This window comes from Paucilactobacillus suebicus DSM 5007 = KCTC 3549, assembly GCF_001434475.1.
Taxonomy (GTDB): Bacteria; Bacillota; Bacilli; order Lactobacillales; family Lactobacillaceae; genus Paucilactobacillus; species Paucilactobacillus suebicus.
On record NZ_AZGF01000001.1, the window covers coordinates 155,672 to 176,086 of the forward strand.

Annotated in this window: 17 protein-coding genes and 1 pseudogene; 2 read left to right on the forward strand and 16 right to left on the reverse strand. The window is 39.8% G+C overall.

Features of this window, described 5'->3' with window-relative positions:
• Window positions 1–131: 131 nt before the first annotated feature.
• From lpdD to FD16_RS13220, 3 genes and pseudogenes are all read right to left on the reverse strand, one after another.
• Window positions 132–551 (reverse strand): prenylated flavin chaperone LpdD, encoded by a 420-nt coding sequence (lpdD, locus tag FD16_RS00770; RefSeq protein ID WP_010622904.1) that lies wholly within the window; start codon window positions 549–551, stop codon window positions 132–134.
• Window positions 552–570: 19 nt separating this feature from the next.
• Window positions 571–1,494 (reverse strand): annotated as a pseudogene (locus tag FD16_RS00775) (L-lactate dehydrogenase).
• Between the two features lie 99 nt (window positions 1,495–1,593).
• Window positions 1,594–1,719 (reverse strand): hypothetical protein, encoded by a 126-nt coding sequence (locus tag FD16_RS13220; RefSeq protein ID WP_010622905.1) that lies wholly within the window; start codon window positions 1,717–1,719, stop codon window positions 1,594–1,596.
• Between the two features lie 243 nt (window positions 1,720–1,962).
• On the opposite strand from FD16_RS13220, the gene FD16_RS13225 reads away from it, so the two are divergent.
• Together FD16_RS13225 and clpP are read left to right on the forward strand one after the other, a co-directional pair.
• Window positions 1,963–2,097: a hypothetical protein gene (locus tag FD16_RS13225; RefSeq protein ID WP_268869690.1), complete on the forward strand. Its 135-nt coding sequence runs from the start codon at window positions 1,963–1,965 to the stop codon at window positions 2,095–2,097.
• 286 nt (window positions 2,098–2,383) lie between these two features.
• On the forward strand, window positions 2,384–2,977 hold the full coding sequence (gene clpP, locus FD16_RS00780; RefSeq protein ID WP_010622906.1) for an ATP-dependent Clp endopeptidase proteolytic subunit ClpP: 594 nt from the start codon (window positions 2,384–2,386) through the stop codon (window positions 2,975–2,977).
• Window positions 2,978–3,163: 186 nt separating this feature from the next.
• On the opposite strand, the gene whiA is transcribed toward clpP, so the two are convergent.
• The 13 genes from whiA to FD16_RS00845 all read right to left on the reverse strand — a co-directional run bounded on the left by whiA (window position 3,164) and on the right by FD16_RS00845 (window position 20,384).
• Window positions 3,164–4,114 (reverse strand): DNA-binding protein WhiA, encoded by a 951-nt coding sequence (gene whiA / locus FD16_RS00785; RefSeq protein WP_010622907.1) that lies wholly within the window; start codon window positions 4,112–4,114, stop codon window positions 3,164–3,166.
• 11 nt (window positions 4,115–4,125) lie between these two features.
• Window positions 4,126–5,121: a gluconeogenesis factor YvcK family protein gene (locus FD16_RS00790; protein WP_010622908.1), complete on the reverse strand. Its 996-nt coding sequence runs from the start codon at window positions 5,119–5,121 to the stop codon at window positions 4,126–4,128.
• Entirely contained in the window at window positions 5,118–6,005 is an 888-nt protein-coding gene (gene rapZ / locus FD16_RS00795) for an RNase adapter RapZ (protein WP_010622909.1), read from the reverse strand. Before rapZ ends, FD16_RS00790 begins: the two co-directional genes overlap by 4 nt.
• 224 nt (window positions 6,006–6,229) lie before the next feature.
• Window positions 6,230–7,612, reverse strand: a complete 1,383-nt coding sequence (argH, locus tag FD16_RS00800) for an argininosuccinate lyase (protein WP_010622910.1) — start codon at window positions 7,610–7,612, stop codon at window positions 6,230–6,232.
• A gap of 2 nt (window positions 7,613–7,614) precedes the next feature.
• On the reverse strand, window positions 7,615–8,835 hold the full coding sequence (locus FD16_RS00805) for an argininosuccinate synthase (protein WP_010622911.1): 1,221 nt from the start codon (window positions 8,833–8,835) through the stop codon (window positions 7,615–7,617).
• Window positions 8,836–9,056: 221 nt separating this feature from the next.
• Window positions 9,057–9,527, reverse strand: a complete 471-nt coding sequence (locus FD16_RS00810; protein ID WP_010622912.1) for an S-ribosylhomocysteine lyase — start codon at window positions 9,525–9,527, stop codon at window positions 9,057–9,059.
• A gap of 72 nt (window positions 9,528–9,599) precedes the next feature.
• A complete protein-coding gene (gene uvrA / locus FD16_RS00815) occupies window positions 9,600–12,449 on the reverse strand; it encodes an excinuclease ABC subunit UvrA (protein WP_010622913.1) in 2,850 nt (949 codons plus the stop codon).
• 37 nt (window positions 12,450–12,486) lie between these two features.
• A complete protein-coding gene (gene uvrB / locus FD16_RS00820) occupies window positions 12,487–14,490 on the reverse strand; it encodes an excinuclease ABC subunit UvrB (RefSeq protein WP_010622914.1) in 2,004 nt (667 codons plus the stop codon).
• Window positions 14,491–14,644: 154 nt separating this feature from the next.
• Complete coding sequence (locus FD16_RS00825; RefSeq protein ID WP_010622915.1) at window positions 14,645–15,283, reverse strand: YfbR-like 5'-deoxynucleotidase; 639 nt, start codon at window positions 15,281–15,283, stop codon at window positions 14,645–14,647.
• Between the two features lie 64 nt (window positions 15,284–15,347).
• Entirely contained in the window at window positions 15,348–17,072 is a 1,725-nt protein-coding gene (locus FD16_RS00830; RefSeq protein WP_010622916.1) for a phospho-sugar mutase, read from the reverse strand.
• 293 nt (window positions 17,073–17,365) lie between these two features.
• Complete coding sequence (gene trxB, locus FD16_RS00835) at window positions 17,366–18,313, reverse strand: thioredoxin-disulfide reductase (RefSeq protein ID WP_010622917.1); 948 nt, start codon at window positions 18,311–18,313, stop codon at window positions 17,366–17,368.
• Between the two features lie 127 nt (window positions 18,314–18,440).
• Entirely contained in the window at window positions 18,441–19,346 is a 906-nt protein-coding gene (gene galU / locus FD16_RS00840; protein ID WP_010622918.1) for a UTP--glucose-1-phosphate uridylyltransferase GalU, read from the reverse strand.
• A 21-nt stretch (window positions 19,347–19,367) separates the two neighbouring features.
• Entirely contained in the window at window positions 19,368–20,384 is a 1,017-nt protein-coding gene (locus tag FD16_RS00845) for an NAD(P)H-dependent glycerol-3-phosphate dehydrogenase (RefSeq protein WP_010622919.1), read from the reverse strand.
• Window positions 20,385–20,415 lie beyond the last annotated feature (31 nt).

The window sequence follows — 20,415 nt, forward strand, 5'->3', positions numbered from 1 at the left end:
ATAGGTTCATTATACACAATAGACAGAGATTTTATGTCAATAGAAAACAAAAAAGAGCCTTTTCAGCTCTTTCCCATTTTTGATAATAATAGTGAAAGGTAAACCAAACAACCGCTTTACTTTCCATACCATTACCTTGGCTGTTGATTATTCTTGTAGTACTCCGGTGCACTTACACTGATTGGATGTTGTGCCAACCAATCAATAATTTGATCAGCTAAGCTATCACTCATTGGTGCTGCGGCAGCAATTTGCTGCTTTGAGATTTGGTTAACATGAACACCTGCCGTGATAGTTGCTGTACCTGCTATATGACCGCTAATTTTTTTAGCAATTCTAGTGCTTATAAAATCGTCTTTATGATATCGTCCATCATGACTAGGATAACGAATCGTTTGGATATTATCTTCATCCGTTACCATTGTCACCGTGCCAATATGCGGATGGTCACCACCAGTAACTTCAATCAGCAAATCATTGCCGATCACCGTTAAATGCGCATCGATAGTATATCCAGATTGAGTAACATTGAAGTTTGTAGTACTCTCCATCCAATTCCTCCAAAGCTAATTAAGCCCTGCTTTCAGCATACTTTTGTTTAATATAGTTTGCTGAAATTTGCAATTTTTCAAGTTCTTCATCAGTTAAGTGCAGTTGAACTTGCTCTAAGATACCATCGCGACCGACGATTGCCGGGTACGATAAGTAGGTACCATATTCTTCACGGTAATTAGACACCACCATTTGAGTATGTGCGTCACTGATAATCGTGTTTGCCAGACGAACAGCTGCCGTTGCGACACCATAATTCGTATATTTATTACCATGGAACACACGGTGACCACCAACAACAGACTCATGGTTTAGCTCCTCAAGATCAATGTTACGATCTTTAGCCAGCTTAACCATTGGTTCACCCAAAATATTGACAGTTGACCAGGCGGTAAACTGAGAATTACCATGTTCGCCCAAGTTATATCCTTCAACGGAACGCGGATCAACATGTAGTTTTTCTGAAACCGCTCGTCTCATTCTTGCAGAATCTAAGAGCGTTCCAGTGCCAATAACATGCTTCTTTGGTAACCCAGTAACTTCCTGATATATAGAAGTAATAACATCTACTGGATTGGTAATGACAACAATCTTACCATGGAAGCCGCTTTCTTTAATTTACTTAGCCACGTTTCGTGTTTGGACACGGGTAAATGGTAATTCAGCAAAGCGGTCATCGTTAGCATTATCCTGTAGCTTGATATTACCAATCGCCGAAATAATCACATCAGCATCCTCTAAAGCTGAATAATCATTTACAGTGATATTTGTGTGACTTTGCAAGTTGGCCATTGCATCTTCGAAATCAGTTGCATCTGCAACAACCTTTTTTTCGTTGGTATCGATCAATACCAAGTCATCAGCAAAGCCATCGGCAACGATATAATGTGCTACTGTTGAGCCAACATGACCCATTCCAATAACTCCAATTTTTCTAGCCATGATTTAATCCCTACTTTCAGACGTAAAATGTAAACCAAAAATATGTAGATCTATAAAAAAAAACCTTTCACAACCACGGTGAAAGGCATAAAACGGCCATTACTTAGCTGGCTTTGACTTTGCCCAGTTACGTAATGCTTCAATTTTCTTTTCTTTTAAAGCTCGCTTGTACTTAGGAGCAACGGGACGGCGTCCTTGAACACCATGTGGATGTGCTTTACGCATATGAAAATGCCTCCTTCAATTTCTTCAATCTTAATAATCAACATTCCAATTATATCGGTCTGGATGCCATAAATCAACCTTTTTCGAATCAAGTACTCTTCTAAGTTTGTTTGCTATCTATACCAATTATTTTTAATTAATTTAAAAACGCATGATTAAAAGGCTTTACAGAGTATACCAATATTGATATAATGACATTGTTGTTAGGTTACAACTACTTAACAGCCTATGGGAGGTGTAACTATGTCAGATAATTCGACAAGTTCACTTGACCAGTTAGCGGCTTTGAGAGAATTAAAAACAAATGATGATCGCGAAGAACTCGATCAGTATTGTGCCCAAAAGGAACTATCTTGGTTAAGCGAATCACTGAAGTAAAATGACATTCATGAAGTATGGCAACTACGCTTATCATCTTGACTGGATACGCAGCGTAAATTGGAATTATTCAAATTCATAGTTGCTGTGCTTTTTTTGTGCTCTCGTAATGGTATCACCCTATGAAATCGATTATAATTAAACTTGGTTAATAACCGATGCACCTGTTTAATAATTTATCAGGATAAAGTGAGATAAATTATTTGACCTTTATTGACCATGGCGTTAAACTACATTTACACGTTTAGCAAACGTCCTTAACAAGTGCTAAAAGGAGGCAACATCTATGAATTTAGTTCCAACAGTTATTGAACAATCATCACGTGGTGAGCGTGCCTATGATATTTATTCACGACTATTAAAAGACCGGATTATCATGCTTTCTGGCCCTATTGAAGACGACATGGCAAATTCCATCGTCGCACAACTCCTATTTCTTGATGCTCAAGATTCGACCAAGGATATCTACCTGTACATTAACTCTCCAGGTGGCGTTGTGACGTCAGGAATGTCAATCTATGATACGATGAACTTCATCAAGTCTGACGTCCAAACAATCGTTACTGGTATGGCTGCATCAATGGCTAGTGTCTTAGTATCATCTGGTACTAAGGGTAAGCGCTTTGGTTTACCACATTCACAAGTTTTGATTCACCAACCATCTGGTGGTGCTCAAGGTCAACAAACTGAAATTGAGATTGCTGCTACTGAGATCTTGAAGACTCGTAAGATGATCAACCAGATTTTGGCTGACAACTCAGGTCAATCAATTGAAAAGATCCAGGCTGATACGGAACGTGATCACTATCTATCTGCTCAAGAGGCGGTTGATTATGGTTTACTTGACGGTATCATGAGCAACAACAAAGATTTGAAGTAAATTTATCCATATTAAAAGTGATATCTCATTTTGAGATATCACTTTTTTGCTTTTAAATTCCCCCAATTTTTTCATCTCATTATGACTTAATAAATGTACAAAAATAACAGGGCAAGTGATAATTTTTTTTCAATCAGAAACTAATTATCAACTGTCCTGTTTCTTTGTTTAATCTAAATTTTTGCTTTACGCTGAAATTTCCGCATTTGGATCTTCTCGCAATTTATCTGCAAATGCATTGATTTTTCTCAGTCGATGATTCACACCTGACTTTGAAATTGGACCACCTGGAATTAACTCCCCTAATTCTTTCAAACTGACTTCCTGGTGAGACAATCTGGTTTCAGCAATCTCCCGTAACTTAGGTGGTAAGGTACCAAGTCCAACGGTTGCTTCGATCATCTTAATATTTTCAATCTGCTTATTTGATGCATTAGCAACCTTATCCATGTTGGCATTTTCGCAATTTACCAAACGATTAACTGAGTTTCTCATATCACGCATAATGCGCACATCTTCAAATTTCAGCATACTACTGGTTGCACCGATTAGTGATAGAAAATCTGCAATTTTTTCTGCCTCTTTTAGGTACACAATATATCCGCTACGCCGACTAGTAACACGCGCATTCAGATCATACTTATTCATCATTTCAGCAATCATTGTATTATGTTCTTCATACAGTGAATATATTTCAAGGTGATACCGAGAGGTTTCTGGATTGTTGACAGACCCACCGGCTAAAAAAGCACCACGTAAATAGGATCTAATCATCCCGTCGTCACTCAACAATTCAATGGGTACCTGCTCTTTAATCTGCATCCCCTGTAAAATACCTAAATCATCCAAAATGCTGGCAGCATCATACCTTAAGCGCACAATATAGAGATTATTTTTCTTCAATTTCATTTTACGCCGCACGACCAATTCACTTTCGGCTTTGTAAAAATCCTTCAGTAATTGATAAATACGCCTCGCAATTGCCGGGTTCTCTGTCTGAACATTCAATACAAGCTGATGATTAGCAATGTTTAAACTGCCGTTCATTCGAATTAACGCCATTAACTCTGCCTTGGCATTGTTTAAATGGACTTGTAGCCCGGTTAATTCCTTTTTTACTTCACTGGCATATGACATGTCATCACCCCTTAATCGTGTGACTGTTGCAACCGATTCATTAATTCATTAACGACTTTTTCACTATCATGGAAGGCACCATTATCCTTTAATTTCAAAAAGCTAGTAGATACCACCCGAACATCCTGATCACGCAGTCCTTGAAAATCATGTTTGACCGGCCTCGACAGTTCATTCCATCGTTGATAATCCATATAATCAGCAGGCACCGGTTCAGTATTCACCAAAATAGTATTAACAAAATTATGGCCAAGATGACGATTTAAAATGCGCACATGATCCGCATCTGTCATATTATCGGTTTCACCTTTTTGGGTCATAATGTTACAAATATAAACTACTTCGGCTGCTGTCTCACAAACTGCCTTGCCAACATTTCTAATCATTAGGTTAGGTAGAATGCTTGTGAACAAGCTCCCTGGTCCAATAACGATCTGATCGGCATTCAGAATTGAGTCAATTACCTCATCAACTGCCGCCGGTTCATGCCCATCTGTGTTGTCTGATGGTGTTACCCAAACGCGCTTGATCTCTTTATGGGCAGCCGTAATTTCGGACTCACCACTTAATTCACTACCATCTTTAAATTCAGCATTCAGCACCAACGGCTCGTTAGCTACCGGGTAAACATGACCATGAATATCCATCATTGAAGTCAATGCCTGAACTGCTTCGAAAATACCAGATTTCATCTCTGATAAAGCAGCAATCACTAAATTACCAATCGCATGACCAGCTAAAAACTTATCTGAACTGTCAAAGCGGTATTGAAAAACATCAAGTGCTAAGTCTGGCCAATCGGACAAGGCCGCTAGCACATTTCGAATATCACCAGGCGGCACAACGTTAATATAGTTGCGTAAGATTCCAGAAGAACCACCATCATCTGCCACTGTTACAATCGCTGTGATATCAACATCTTTATCCCGTAATCCACGCAAAATCACAGGCAAGCCGGTCCCACCACCGATCACAACAACTTTTGGCTGTCGTTTTTTTCTATTCATGACCGATTAGAGGACTCCTTTCTTTTAGCAACATCACGATGAGTGACATTGACTACGTAACTATCATTTCTAATGTCTTGTGCCAATCGATTAGTGATAGCCACAGATCGATGCTGTCCGCCAGTACAACCGATTGCAATCGTTAAGTTAGTTTTACCTTCCCTTTCATATCCTGGAAGGATGCTTTCTATTAAAGATTTAAACCGATCATAAAACTGCTGTGCATTATCTTGTGCAAACACATAATCGCTAACTGCCTTATCAGCACCAGTTAAATTACGTAATTCATCAACATAATATGGATTGGGTAAAAATCGTACGTCCATGACAATATCAGCATCTAGTGGTAACCCATATTTAAATCCAAATGACATCACTTCAACATGAAAAGTTGTTTCATGGTCAGTGTTAAAATTTTCAACAATTCGTTTTCGTAATGTTCGTGGTGTCAGATTAGATGTATCAATCATCATGCTAGCCCGATTTTTAATGTCACTAAGCAAATCACGTTCTTTTTCAATTCCAGCCATGACACGGCCTTGTGGTGCAAGTGGATGTGCCCGTCTAGTCTCCTTATAACGTGATACTAATTCTTCATCACTAGCATCCAAGAATAGTAGCTGCAAATCAGCGTCATCACGTTTTTTCAGTTTATCTATCGTTGGCACAATCAGATCATAGAATCCTTTTGAGCGCAAATCGACAACTAACGCAACCTTAGAAATGTCTCCTTCTTCCTCGATAATATCAAGAAACCGGGTCATTAAATTCGGCAACATGTTATCAACTACAAAATATCCAAGATCCTCAAAACTTTGAACAGCAACGGTTTTTCCCGCACCACTCATTCCTGTAATAATTATAACCTGCAGCTTTTTAGTCACTGTTGTGCCTCCCATTAAACTCATCCTCACAATTGTAACATACCTGGCGTGTCATTTTATAGTATTACAGTTTAAAATATTAGAAAAGCAATTATAATCGTTTTTTATGATTTTGTGCGCCAAAAATGGATTGAAGTCCATAAAATAAAGAACACCACATGTAAATCGTAAATTCACGATCGCGTGTGGTGTTCCCATTTATGTCAATATCTAATTTTAACGCTTTAGGCATCAATCAAGTTTTGTGCTCTAACTAAGTTTTTCTTAATCTGTGCAAAACCAGTACCACCCAATGAATTGCGTCGTTCTACCGCAACCTTGCTTTCAAGATCATGGTACACGTCTTCTTCAATTAGAGGTGAAATCTGCTTGTACTCTTCGAGCGTAATATCTTGTAGGCGTTTGCCAGTTTGGAGACCCTTTAATACAAGTTCACCAACAATTTCATGCGCTTGGCGGAATGGAATACCTTTACTAGCTAAATAATCTGCAAGTTCTGTGGCATTAGAAAAATCATTTTGAGTAGCCTCTTCCATTTTCTCCTTATGGATTGAAGCTGTTCCAATCATTTCGCCAAAAATTTTCAAACTTGGCAAAATGGTTTTAACAGTGTCAAAAACGCCTTCTTTGTCCTCTTGTAAATCCTTATTGTAAGCCAATGGCAATGATTTCATGACCGTCAGCAAGCCCATCAAATTACCAATCACTCGTCCGCTTTTACCACGAATTAACTCGGCCATATCGGGATTCTTCTTCTGTGGCATGATCGAGCTACCGGTTGAATACTTGTCAGATAGTTCCAAATAATTGAATTCAAAGCTGCACCACAGAATAACTTCTTCACAGAACCTTGATAAGTGCATCATCATGATTGAGGAGTTACTCAAAAACTCAAGTGCAAAATCACGATCTGAGACAGCATCTAAACTGTTGTGGTAAACATCACTAAAGCCAAGTTCCTGGGCACTAAATTCACGATCAATTGGAAAAGTTGTCCCTGCCAGGGCTGCAGCACCTAACGGTAAAATGTCTGCATGCTTCATATTAAATTCGAATCTTTCAACATCTCGCTGAAACATCTCAAAGTATGCTAGCAAATAATGTGCATATGAAATTGGCTGGGCATGTTGCAAATGAGTATAGCCTGGCATAATGGTTTCAACATTATCTTGCGCCAAATCCACCAGTACCTGTTGTAAATGCTTCAATTCCTTAACCACTTGTGGAATTTGATTCTTAACGTATAGATGAAAATCAGTCGCTACTTGATCATTACGGCTACGTGCAGTATGCAATTTTCCCGCAACAGGACCAATTTGATCAGTTAAAATTTTTTCGAGGTTTAAGTGAATATCTTCGTTTTCAACCGAGAACTTAAGCTTACCGTCGTGGAGTTGTTGGACTAAACTTTCTAGTCCTGCAACAATTTGATCTGCATCTTCTGCCGGTAAAATTTCAGTTTTTTTCAGCATTTTTACGTGAGCCAGTGAGCCCTGTAAATCCTCATCAGCAAGTTCCTGATCAAATGAAATAGACGCGCCAAATTCATCAACCCAGTGTGCTGCTTGCTGTGTAAACCGTCCACCCCATAATTTTTCAGTACTCATAATTAAATGCCATCCTTATCGTGCTTAGCCTTTTCTTGAACTTGTGCATAAACTTGAGTTGGAAGACCCCAAAGTTTAATAAATCCAACAGCAGCTTCCTGGTCAAATTCATCAGATGAAGTATAGGTAGCCAGGTTCTTGTCGTATAGTGAGTTAGCAGATTTACGTCCTTCGGTAATAATATTACCCTTGAACAACTTCAAACGAACAGTTCCGTTGACAACCTTTTGAGTATCCTTCAAGAATGCCTGCATTGCACTCATCAAAGGTGAGAACCACAGTGCGTTGTAAATAGTATTAGCCAGCTTTTGTTCAATTATTGGCTTAAAGTGAGCTAAATCACGTTCAAAAGTCAAATCTTCAAGGTCTTTGTGAGCGTGCATCAACACAGCTGCAGCGGGGGCTTCGTAAACTTCACGAGACTTAATTCCAACCAACCGATTTTCGATGTGATCAATTCGGCCAATACCATGCTTACCAGCAATTGCTTCAACTTCTTGAATCAATTCAGCCAACTTATACTTAGTTCCATTCAAGGCAACTGGTACACCTTGTTCAAAATCAATAGTCAATTCTTCGGGAGTATCTGGTGTGTTTTCAATACTGTTCGTTAAATCAAACGCATCTTCTGGTGCAGATGCCCATGGATCTTCAAGAATCCCACATTCATTAGCACGGCCCCAAAGGTTTTGATCAATCGAGTATGGACTATCCAAATCAATTGGAACTGGAACATTATGATCCTTTGCATACTTAATTTCCTCTTCACGTGACCAGTGCCAGTCACGAATTGGTGCTTCAATCTTTAACTCAGGAGCTAAGGCATGAATGGCAACTTCAAAACGAACCTGATCATTGCCCTTACCAGTACATCCGTGAGCGACAGCAGTTGCACCTTCCTGCTTAGCAATTTCAACTAACTTCTTAGAAATTAATGGACGTGAAAGTGCTGATACCAATGGATAAATTCCTTCATACATTGTGTGTCCTTGAAGAGCAATTAATGCATAATCATTCGCAAACTCTTCTTTTGCATCAATAACATATGCTTTTGTGGCCCCAACCTTCAAAGCCTTGTCATGAACAAAGTTAAGATCTTTACCCTTTTCACCAACATCGATACAAACTGCAATAACGTCGTATCCCTTGTCCTTCAACCAACTAATTGCGACCGATGTATCTAATCCACCTGAATATGCTAAAATTACTTTTTCATTTGCCATAATTATTACTCTCCTTACTCGTTGTTTATCATGTTTAGTATAATAGCATCATAATTTATAAAAATCAAGTATTTATACATAAATAATGTTAAAAAATCTGTTTTTATTCAAAATGTTGCAAAAATAGTCGTCATTAATTGAATATTAATTCTATATAAACGCACCTTTTTATGTAAAAAAAAATCGAAACCCAAATGGGTTTCGATTACTGGTAGTGCAGATTAAACTTCAACGCGCTTGAATGGATCAGATGAAATCTTTTCAGATAAAATCTTTTTAGCCCATTCTTGTGCTGAAAATAGAGAATGATCACGGTAATTACCGCAACTATCGATTGTCGTACCTGGAACATCTGACCACTTTGCAGTGGAAATAAATTCAAGTGATGACTTCAAAGCTTTAGCAACTTCAGTGGTATCATGTTCGCCCCACATAATTAAATGGAAACCTGTACGGCAACCAAATGGTGAGCAGTCAATCACACCGTCCATGCGGTCACGCAACAATCCAGCCAACATGTGCTCGATTGTATGTAATCCTGCAGTAGGAATAGCGTTAACGTTTGGTTGAACTAAACGCAAGTCAAAGTTAGAAATCTTATCTCCATGTGCGCCCTCTTCAACTGTAATTAAACGAACATATGGTGCAAGTACCTTTGTATGATCTAATTGAAAACTTTCAATTTTTGCCAATTACACTCACTCCTTATACTTTCATCTTCGTGACTCATTCTACCACTAACAATCAAAAGTTAAAAACAACAATTACGCCTTAACCTGACGCTCCTTGTCACGCACTAAAACTGGTTTCAAGTACTTACCAGTATAGCTTTCTTTAACTTCGGCAACCTCCTCGGGAGTTCCCGTTGCGACCACCTGGCCACCCCCAGCACCACCTTCTGGGCCAAGATCAATCAACCAGTCAGCCGATTTAACAACATCAAGATTATGTTCAATTACCAAAACAGTGTTTCCAGCATCAACAAGTCGCTGTAAAACATCTAATAATCGCTTGATGTCATCTGTGTGCAGTCCTGTCGTTGGTTCATCCAAAATATAAAAGCTCTTACCAGTAGACTGCTTATGAAGCTCAGACGCCAACTTCATTCGCTGTGCCTCACCGCCAGAAAGCGTGGTTGCTGGTTGGCCCATTTTCACGTATCCCAGTCCAACATCAACAATTGTCTGTAATTTACGGGTAATCTTTGGAATTGCGGAGAAGAATTGCAATGCTTCTTCCACGGTCATATCCAAAACATCTGCAATGTTCTTACCCTTATATTCAACTTCCAACGTCTCAGAATTATATCGTTTGCCATGACAAACTTCGCATGGTACGTATACATCAGGCAAAAAGTTCATTTCGATTTTAAGAATCCCATCACCGTGGCACGCCTCGCAACGACCGCCTTTAATATTAAAACTGAATCGACCTTTGGAATAACCGCGCATCTTAGCAGCGTTTGTTTGCGCAAATAAGCCACGAATATCATCAAATACACCCGTATAAGTAGCAGGATTACTGCGCGGAGTGCGCCCAATTGGTGCTTGGTCGATATCGATCACTTTTTCAATATTATTAATGCCACGAACCGTTTTATACTTGCCCGGCTTTTCAGAATTATGATTCAGTTTCTGAGCCAGTACTCGTTTCAAGACAGAATTAACCAGCGTTGATTTACCAGAACCTGACACCCCTGTCACTGCCACAAATTTACCCAGAGGAAAATCAACAGTGATATCTTTTAAGTTGTTCTCCGCCGCTCCCGTTAACGTTAGCTTCTTACCATTGCCAACGCGTCGTGAATCAGGAACTTCGATAAATTTCTTACCAGACAAATACTGACCAGTCAGTGACTTACGTGATCGCGAAACCTGCTTAGGTGTGCCGGCAGCCATTACTTCGCCACCATTATCCCCAGCTCCGGGGCCGATATCGACAATATAATCGGCCGCCCGCATGGTATCTTCATCGTGCTCAACAATAATTAGGGTATTACCAAGATCACGCATCTTCTTTAGAGAGGCAATCAGACGATCATTATCACGCTGATGCAACCCAATCGATGGTTCATCCAAAATATACATCACACCAGACAAGTTTGAACCAATTTGAGTAGCCAACCGGATTCGCTGAGCTTCACCACCTGATAAAGTTCGTGCAGAACGACTAAGTGTTAAATAATCCAAACCAACATTTTGCAAGAATTCTAGTCGATCGCAAATTTCCTTAATAATTGGACGAGCAATAACTTCATTTTGTTCCGATAACGTTAAGCTGCGGAAAAATGGTAGTTCATCACTTACCGGCTTATCAGAAACTTCACCAATATGCTGACCGTCAACCTTAACACTTAGTGCTTGCCGATTTAATCGATAGCCATGACACGATTGACAAGTTAATTCTGTCATATACTTGCGCATTTGATCACGGGTAAAATCAGAGTTAGTTTCATGATAACGACGCTCAACGTTATTCAAAACACCTTCAAACTTTGCATCCACATCACGAACACCACCAAATTCATTTTCATAATGAAAGTGGAATAGTGTATCACCATTGCCATACAAAATAATTTTTTGCTGTTTTGCTGGTAAATCTTCAAATGGTATATCCATATCAATTTCGTTTTGGTCACAAAACTGCTTCAACATCTCTGGATAATATTGTGAAGATATTGGATTCCATGGTAATAATGCGCCCTCTGCCAAAGTTTTTGTTCGATCAGGAACTACCAGATCCTCATCAACTTCTAACTTAACACCAAGGCCCTCACATTCAGGGCAAGCTCCTAGTGGTGCATTAAATGAAAACAGTCGTGGTTCCATTTCTCCAACAGTAAAACCACAAATTGGACAAGCGTATTGCTCTGAAAAAGCAATTGGCTCTCCCCCAATAATATCAGCGGTTGCGTACCCATCACTCAAACGAAGGGCTGCTTCAAATGAATCAAATAAACGCGAACGAATACCATCTTTAACCACAATCCGATCAATCACAACATCAACGCTGTGCTTCAAATTCTTGTTTAATTCAGGCACCTCATCAATATCATACGTTTCATCATCAACGCGCACACGAATAAAGCCTTCACGTTTTACCTTCTCAAAGGTCTTTTTTTGTCCACCTTTTTTATCTCTAACAATTGGAGATAATATTTGCAATTTAGTGCGTTCTGGTAGGTTAAGAACGCGATCCACCATTTGTTCAGGCGACTGACTGGTAATCGGTGTACCATCGTTTGGACAAATTGGCGTACCTACTCGAGCCCATAGCAGCCTTAGGTAATCATTAATCTCGGTAACCGTTCCAACTGTTGACCGTGGATTTTTAGATGTTGTTTTTTGGTCAATTGAAATTGCTGGAGATAAACCATCAATTGAATCAACATCTGGTTTATCCATTTGCCCTAAAAATTGGCGCGCATACGCTGAAAGGCTTTCAACATACCGTCTCTGACCCTCAGCATATAATGTATCAAATGCCAATGAACTTTTCCCAGAACCAGACAGACCGGTAACAACCACCAGTTTGTTCTTAGGAATTGTCACATCAATATTTTTCAGGTTATGAGCGCGTGCTCCATGTATTTTTATTTTATCGTTCGTTGCCAATTAAAGTTTTCCTCCTGTCTCTCTGTAGTGCAGACAGCTATTCAATCTTTGTCTTTAATTCCATGACTGTATCACGCAACGTTGCCGCTTGTTCAAAGTCCAGTCGCTTAGCGGCGGCTTTCATCTGTTCCTCAAGCTGGTGCAACATTTCTTGTTGGTCATCCTTCGCCATATCGGCAAAGTCTTGTTCGGTAAAGTCATCTTTCTTACCAGTATCTTCGGTTTCTTTTGTTACTACGATTGATGCACGAATTTCCTTCTTGATCGTTTTTGGAGTGATCCCATGTTCCTTGTTATACTCCTCTTGAATTTCACGACGACGTTTAGTTTCGTCCATCGCGGCCTTCATTGAATCGGTCACAGTATCAGCATACATAATAACCGCACCATTTTCATTACGGGCCGCCCGTCCAATTGTTTGAATCAATGAACGTTCATTACGCAAGAATCCTTCCTTGTCCGCATCAAGAATTGCTACTAGGGAAACTTCAGGTACATCAATCCCTTCACGCAACAAATTAATACCGACTAATACATCAAACTTGCCTAGCCGTAAATCACGAATAATTTCCGTTCGTTCAAGCGTCTTAATATCACTATGCAGGTACTTAACCTTTAATCCCAAGTCTTTCAAATAATCACTTAAATCTTCAGACATTTTCTTAGTCAAGGTTGTCACAAAAACACGCTCATTGCGGTCTACACGCTTATTGATTTCACCAACGAGATCATCAATTTGTCCCATAACTGGACGTACCTCAACAGTTGGATCCAGCAAACCTGTTGGTCGAATGATCTGCTGAACAACATGGTCCGTTCTCTCTTCTTCGTAAGGGCCAGGAGTGGCGGACATATAGATAACCTGGTTAATATGTTGTTCAAATTCTTTTAATTTTAATGGACGGTTATCAAGCGCACTGGGTAATCGAAAACCGTAATCAACCAACATTTGTTTTCGAGCTCGATCGCCGTTATACATCCCCCGAACCTGTGGCATTGTCTGGTGGGACTCATCAACAACCAACAGAAAATCTTTCGGGAAGAAGTCTAACAACGTGTATGGAGGCTCTCCAGGCTTTCGACCATCCATATGTCGCGAGTAGTTTTCAATGCCGGAAGTATATCCCATTTCACGTAACATTTCGATATCATACGTTGTTCTTTGCTTTAGCCTTTGCGCTTCCAGCAACTTACCAGCATCATCCAATACCTTGAGACGATCATCTAATTCGGTCTGAATGCCGTCAATGGCCTGCTCCATGATTTCATCATTAGTCATAAAATGTGTTGCAGGAAAAATTGAGACATGGTCACGATCACCAATTACTTCACCTGTTAGCGCATCGACTTCTCTTATTCGATCAATCTCATCCCCAAAGAATTCTATTCTCAATGCCCGTTCATCGCGCGATGCAGGGAACACTTCAACAACGTCTCCATGAACTCTAAAACGACCACGTTGGAAGTCAATATCGTTTCTTTCAAATTGGATATCGACTAGATCTGTTAATAATTTATTACGTTCAATTTGCATGCCGACGCGCAAAGAAAGAACATGATCCTTATACTCACGCGGATCACCCAAACCAAAGATACTTGAAACAGACGCCACAACAATCACATCGTTTCGTTCAAGTAACGAACTTGTTGCTGAGTGACGCAACTTATCAATTTCATCGTTAATTGATGAATCTTTTTCAATATAAGTATCACTTGACGGCACATACGCCTCTGGCTGGTAATAGTCATAATAACTAACAAAGTACTCAACCGCATTATTGGGGAAAAACTGTTTAAATTCACCGTACAACTGACCCGCCAATGTTTTATTATGGGACAGCACCAGTGTCGGTTTATTCACATTTTTAATCACGTTCGAAATTGTGAACGTCTTCCCAGTACCAGTGGCACCTAACAATATTTGTTCCTTAGTTCCATCTTGAATGCCCTTAGTTAATTGATTAATTGCATCAGGTTGGTCTCCGGTCGGCGAATATGGTGATACTAATTCAAATTTTTTATCAGGTTGACGATAAATCACAACAATTACCTCCCTAACTGAATACGGATAACTCACATAAAAAACGTATGAAACCACATACGTTCACTAATTGTCAATATAATTATTCGTTACAAACTCACATGTCTGTCAATCTTATCACACGAACATGTATTCGTCTAGTTGCTTGCTTTAGCTAGTTATTTTCATGCACAATTTGATTAGTAATCTTCTTTAGTTCTTCCTTATCACCAGCACTGTCAGCAATAAAATCTGGTAACACGGAATTAATAAAATACTGAACACTCGCCATTTGTTTAAATTCCATCAAGGTTTTTAAGCTTTCTCGATAGATTTCTACGTATACAGATTCAGGATTTCCTTTTTCGATTTCACCAAATGATTCGTACATCAGGTCAATTTTGTCGGCCACTGATAAAATTTGGCCCTCCAATGTATCATCTTTACTTTCAGATAGTCGGCGCCTGTATGCAGGTCTAAATTCCGTTGGTATTTCATTGTTAATAAAATTTTCAGTTAATGAATCTTCCACATCAGCAAGCATTTGGCGCAATTCAGGGGTGGCATACTTAACCGGCGTTTTAATATCACCAATAAATCTCTCCGCATAATCGTGATTCAACGCTTTTTCGTAAAGTGAACGCCAATCAACCCGGTTGCCAGCATTTTCTTCGACATCGCCCAGCATTTGAGCTGCTTGAGCAACCTTAAATGAATGAGCAGCAACCGTATGCTTCTCAAACTTAAAAAATCCCGGTGCGCGATCTAGCATTCCTAAATTACTCAAACTCTTTAAATATTGATGCATTCCCATTATTTTTCCTCCTTATGCAACAAAAGTCTGGAATGAAAATTCCAGACTTAAGTAGTGATCATTATTATTTACTAAATTCATTTAAAGCATTCTCAAAGTCCGTTAATTTTTGGTTAGCTGCCTCCAAAGAATCGGCATTGGTACCAACATAGAATTTAAGCTTAGGCTCAGTCCCTGATGGCCGAATGGCAATCCACGTTTCATCGTCCAAAATGTACTTCAAGACGTTAGCAACTGGTAAATCAAGTTTGCTGGTGGTTCCATTTGCGTCGGTTCTAGTCTGTGTACTGAAATCTTCAGTCGTCACAACTTGATGTCCAGCAAACTCACTAGGAGCTTCTTCGCGGAATTTCTTCATCAATGCTTTGATTTTTTCAGGGCCACCAACCCCTTCATACAACTGTGAGATCGTCTTTTCGCGGAAATAACCATACTCCTTGAAAAGTTCTTGCAGTCCATCGTATAAAGTCTTGCCTTGATGGCGGTAATAAGCTGCTACTTCAGCCAACAATACCAATGATTGAATTGCATCCTTATCATGGGCGAACGGCTTGATTAAGTACCCATAACTTTCTTCAAAACCAAACATGTAGGTATGTTCACCAGTGGCTTCAAAGTGCTCAATTTGTTGGGCAATGTATTTAAAGCCGGTTAAGACATTAATCATGGTGACACCGTAGCTTTCGGCAATCTTAGTCGCAAACTCAGTTGAAACGATCGACTTAACAGCTGCCGCATTATCAGGTAAATCATTGGCCTGCTTGTGAGCTTCCAGAATGTAATGAAGTAAAATAGATGCAATTTGATTGCCAGTTAATAGCTGATATTCACCGTTTGGTTGACGGACAGCCGTCCCGAGACGATCAGCATCTGGGTCAGTCGCAATCAACACATCAGCACCAATCTTTTTACCAAGCTTGATGGATAGATCAAAAGCGGCCGCATCTTCAGGGTTAGGCTTGGTAACAGTTGAAAAATCACCATCTGGCTTAGCCTGTTCAGCCACAATTTCGTAGTTAGTAAAGCCGGCATTTTGTAATGCCTTTTCACCAAGCATTTGACCAGTACCATGAAGTGGAGTGAACACTAACTTCATGTCCTTACCTTCTTCTTTTGCCAGCTCAGGATTAATGGTTACCGTCTTAACGTTAGCTAGATAGTCTTGGTCCACATCGTCACCAATAATAGTCATTGTGTGATCATCTTGTAGCTGCTTTTCATCAGCCACTTCAATCGTGAATAAGTCAGTAGCCTTGCGAACGTAGCTAGTAATTAAATCTGATTCCTTAGGTGGCATTTGACCACCATCTTCACCATAAATTTTATAACCGTTATATTCCTTTGGATTATGGCTAGCAGTAATCATGATGCCCGCATACGTCTTTAAATGACGGACAGTGAACGACAATTCTGGCGTCGGACGCAAGCTTTCAAATACGAAGCTTTTAATGCCATGGTGACCCAGAACACGCGCTGCTTCATGGGCAAATTCCTGTGAATGGTGGCGCGAATCAAAGCTAATTGCCACGCCGCGATTCTTAACTGATTGATCGAGAGTATCCATAAAGCTAGCTAATCCCTCAGTTGCTTGACGAACAGTGTAGATGTTCATTCGATTAATTCCAGGCCCTAGTAGTCCCCGCATTCCTGCAGTACCAAATGAAAGTGGTGTATAAAATGCATCTTCAAGCTGTTCATCATTACCTGTTAATTGATCTAATTCTTGTTTTAATCCGGACTCCAAACTTGGTTCATTTTTCCAAATTTGATACGTATCTTTCCAACTCACAAATTCTTCCCCCATCCGTTTACTTTTATCTCATTCAGTATACCGCACTTCTATTTTCAGATGAAATGAAATCTAATTTTGGTTTTAAAAAAAACAGAAATAAAGGCCCTCTGTTACCATAATATAAGATCCCCCAGACTAAAATTCTGAATGAATTTAATCTGGGGGATCTTATATAGCCGGTAGTGGCAGTTTAGACTAGCTACTTAGTAGTTTGGCCGATAATAATGATCTGTTTCCCGGTCTCACTTCAAATTGCAAATCAAAAAAACGTAAGCATAGACTCAACCGCACTATTTACCTACTTCTACTGTTTTTGCCTTCAACATTTCAATATAGTTGAACACACCTTGGCCAGCAATTCCGCCATCTCCAACAGCCGTAGTAATTTGACGTAACTTTTTATCACGGACATCACCGATTGCAAAAATTCCTGGTACCTTAGTCATCATTTGATCGTCAGTATCAACCCAACCATCATCGGTCAAAATATCGAGGTTTTTGAATGATTCAGTCATTGGTAATACACCAACGTAAATGAAAACGCCATTGGCATCAATTATTGATTCCTCACCAGTTTGATTATTTTTAATCTTTACACCGGCAACCTTCTGGTCGTCACCTTGAATTTCTTCAACGTTGGAATTCCAAACAAATTCCATTTTGTCGTTTGCAAAGGCACGATCTTGCAAAATCTTTTGTGCACGTAACTGATCACGTCGATGAATTACAGTGACCTTATCAGCTAACTGAGTGAGGTAGATTCCCTCTTCAATCGCTGAATCTCCGCCACCTACAACCACAACGTGCTTGTTTTTAAAGAATGCACCATCACATACCGCACAGTATGAAACACCACGACCGCTAAAAGTATCCTCACCCTTAACACCAAGCTTCTTATACTCAGATCCAGTGGCAATAATAACCGCTTTAGTTTCGTAAGTGTCCATATCCGTTTTAACAGTCTTTGTATCACCGTTGTCTGTAATTTCCTCAACGGTGCCAAATGCATATTCTGCTCCAAATTGAGTAGAACTATCATACATTTCCTTAGATAAGTCCGGCCCTAAAATTGACTTAAAGCCAGGATAATTTTCAATTTCAGCGGTGTTGTTCATTTGACCACCATAAACACCACGATCAAGCATCAGTACTGATAGGTTTGCCCGTGAAGCATATAGTGCAGCAGTCATACCACCAGGTCCTGCTCCAATCACAATTACATCATAATTTTTGGCCATTTTAGAGTCCTCCTCAATTGTTTCTCGCTAATGCGTTTAAGATACACTGATTTACTTTATTTGTCTAACTATCTGTTTCGTTTCATTAAAAAAATCCGGCATTACCAAATGTACCGGATTATTAATGCTATTTCTTGGTTGTTTTCTTACTATCTTCTTCATTCAATCGATGACTAAGATCTTTGATATATGATCTAAGCGCATCCTTAACCTCTGGATGACGAAGCCCATACTCGATGTTAGTCTGAATCCACCCAAACTTGTTACCGACGTCATAGCGATCACCCTTAAATTCTCGTGCAAACACTCTTTGCGTTTTATTTAAAGTATCAATGGCATCAGTTAGTTGAACTTCATTTCCCTTACCGGGTTTAGTTTTCTCTAATACATCAAAAATTTCTGGTGTCAGTAAGTAACGGCCAATGATCGCTAAATCACTTGGTGCATCATCAGGATTCGGTTTTTCAACAAAGTTAGAAACATTGAATAAACCTGGTTTAACCTCGTTATTTGGATTAATTACACCATACTTAGCCGTATCTTCATGAGGAACACGCATAACTGCCAGTGTTGACGCACCAGTGTCCTTATAACTGTCCATCAACTGACGGGTCAACGGAACCTTATCTCTCATCAAGTCATCACCAAGCATCACCACAAATGGTTCATCGCCAATAAACGACTTAGCAGTCAACACAGCATCCCCCAAGCCTCGCGGATGTGACTGGCGAATGAAGTATAAGTTGATGTCAGTTGTTTCTTGAACAAGCTTCAACATTTCATCCTTGTGTTTAGCTGTTAAATTAAATTCCAACTCCGGATTTGAATCAAAGTGATCTTCGATTGACCGTTTGCTCTTACCATCAACAACTAAAATATCTTCAATGCCTGATTTACGAGCCTCTTCGACAATAAACTGAATTGTTGGTTTATCAACAATCGGTAGCATCTCTTTTGCAAGTGCCTTGGTTGCAGGCAGAAAACGTGTTCCTAGTCCAGCAGCCGGAATAACGGCTTTTCTAACGGGTTTCATTTGGTAGGTTCTCCTTAAACTTTATTCAACTTCAGAAGTTACTTCGCGTTGCATCAAACCATGAATTGCGGTTTTAACATCAGCATCTTCATATAAAACTTGGTAGATTGCTTCGGTAATTGGCATTGAAACATTTCTTTGCTGTGCTAATTCATAGGCCGCCTTTGTGGTGTACACACCTTCAATAATCATCCCCATGTTATCCATCACTTCTTTTAGAGACTTGCCTTGACCAAGTTGATTACCGGCACGCCAGTTTCTTGAATTAACACTAGTCGCCGTCACAATTAAATCGCCAACACCTGATAGGCCGATGAAAGTAAATGGGTTAGCGCCAAACGCAACTCCCAATCTCCTAATTTCAGTTAAACCACGAGTAATCAAAGCTGCTTTAGCATTGTCATGAAATCCGAGCCCATTAATTATACCAGCACCAATCGCAATAATATTTTTCAGTGCCGCACCGAATTCAGTCCCAATGACATCATCATTTGTGTAAACTCGGAAATAATCATTACTGAACAATTTTTGAACAGTTTGTGCTCCTGCAAAATCAGCACATGCAGCAGTAACTGACGTCAAGTCTTTACGAGCAACGTCCTCTGCGTGACTAGGTCCGGACAAAACCACAATATCAGTTCGGTTAGCTTCATTAATCTCTTCTGTCAGCATTTCTGAAGGGCGCTTATAGGTGTTTTGTTCCAATCCCTTGGTGGCATGAACAATCAGTGGCCGTTGCCCCAACTTGGATAACAGCTGACCCAATTGCCCACCAACTTCACGGATTGCCTTGGTTGGAACAACAATCAATACAACCGATGCACCATCAACTGCTGACTGCATATCATCAGTCGCTTTTAACCGTTTAGAATATGTGAAATCCTTTATGTAACGTGGATTAACATGTTGTTCATTAAGAACCTTTACCTGTTCTGCATTGTGAGACCATAGAGTAACATCTTGGCCATTTTCTGCCAGTAAGTTTGCTAGAATACTTCCCCATGATCCTGCTCCAAGAACTGCTACCTTTTCCGTCATGTTTATTGAACCCCTTCCGGTTACAAATGAA

Bases quoted from the DNA above. Each gene is read 5' to 3' on its own strand.
- lpdD (WP_010622904.1), bottom strand. From the start codon at position 551: ATGGAGAGTACTACAAACTTCAATGTTACTCAATCTGGATATACTATC.
- FD16_RS13220 (WP_010622905.1), bottom strand. From the start codon at position 1,719: ATGCGTAAAGCACATCCACATGGTGTTCAAGGACGCCGTCCCGTTGCT.
- FD16_RS13225 (WP_268869690.1), top strand. From the start codon at position 1,963: ATGTCAGATAATTCGACAAGTTCACTTGACCAGTTAGCGGCTTTGAGA.
- clpP (WP_010622906.1), top strand. From the start codon at position 2,384: ATGAATTTAGTTCCAACAGTTATTGAACAATCATCACGTGGTGAGCGT.
- whiA (WP_010622907.1), bottom strand. From the start codon at position 4,114: ATGTCATATGCCAGTGAAGTAAAAAAGGAATTAACCGGGCTACAAGTC.
- FD16_RS00790 (WP_010622908.1), bottom strand. From the start codon at position 5,121: ATGAATAGAAAAAAACGACAGCCAAAAGTTGTTGTGATCGGTGGTGGG.
- argH (WP_010622910.1), bottom strand. From the start codon at position 7,612: ATGAGTACTGAAAAATTATGGGGTGGACGGTTTACACAGCAAGCAGCA.
- FD16_RS00805 (WP_010622911.1), bottom strand. From the start codon at position 8,835: ATGGCAAATGAAAAAGTAATTTTAGCATATTCAGGTGGATTAGATACA.
- FD16_RS00825 (WP_010622915.1), bottom strand. From the start codon at position 15,283: ATGGGAATGCATCAATATTTAAAGAGTTTGAGTAATTTAGGAATGCTA.
- trxB (WP_010622917.1), bottom strand. From the start codon at position 18,313: ATGGCCAAAAATTATGATGTAATTGTGATTGGAGCAGGACCTGGTGGT.
- galU (WP_010622918.1), bottom strand. From the start codon at position 19,346: ATGAAACCCGTTAGAAAAGCCGTTATTCCGGCTGCTGGACTAGGAACA.
- FD16_RS00845 (WP_010622919.1), bottom strand. From the start codon at position 20,384: ATGACGGAAAAGGTAGCAGTTCTTGGAGCAGGATCATGGGGAAGTATT.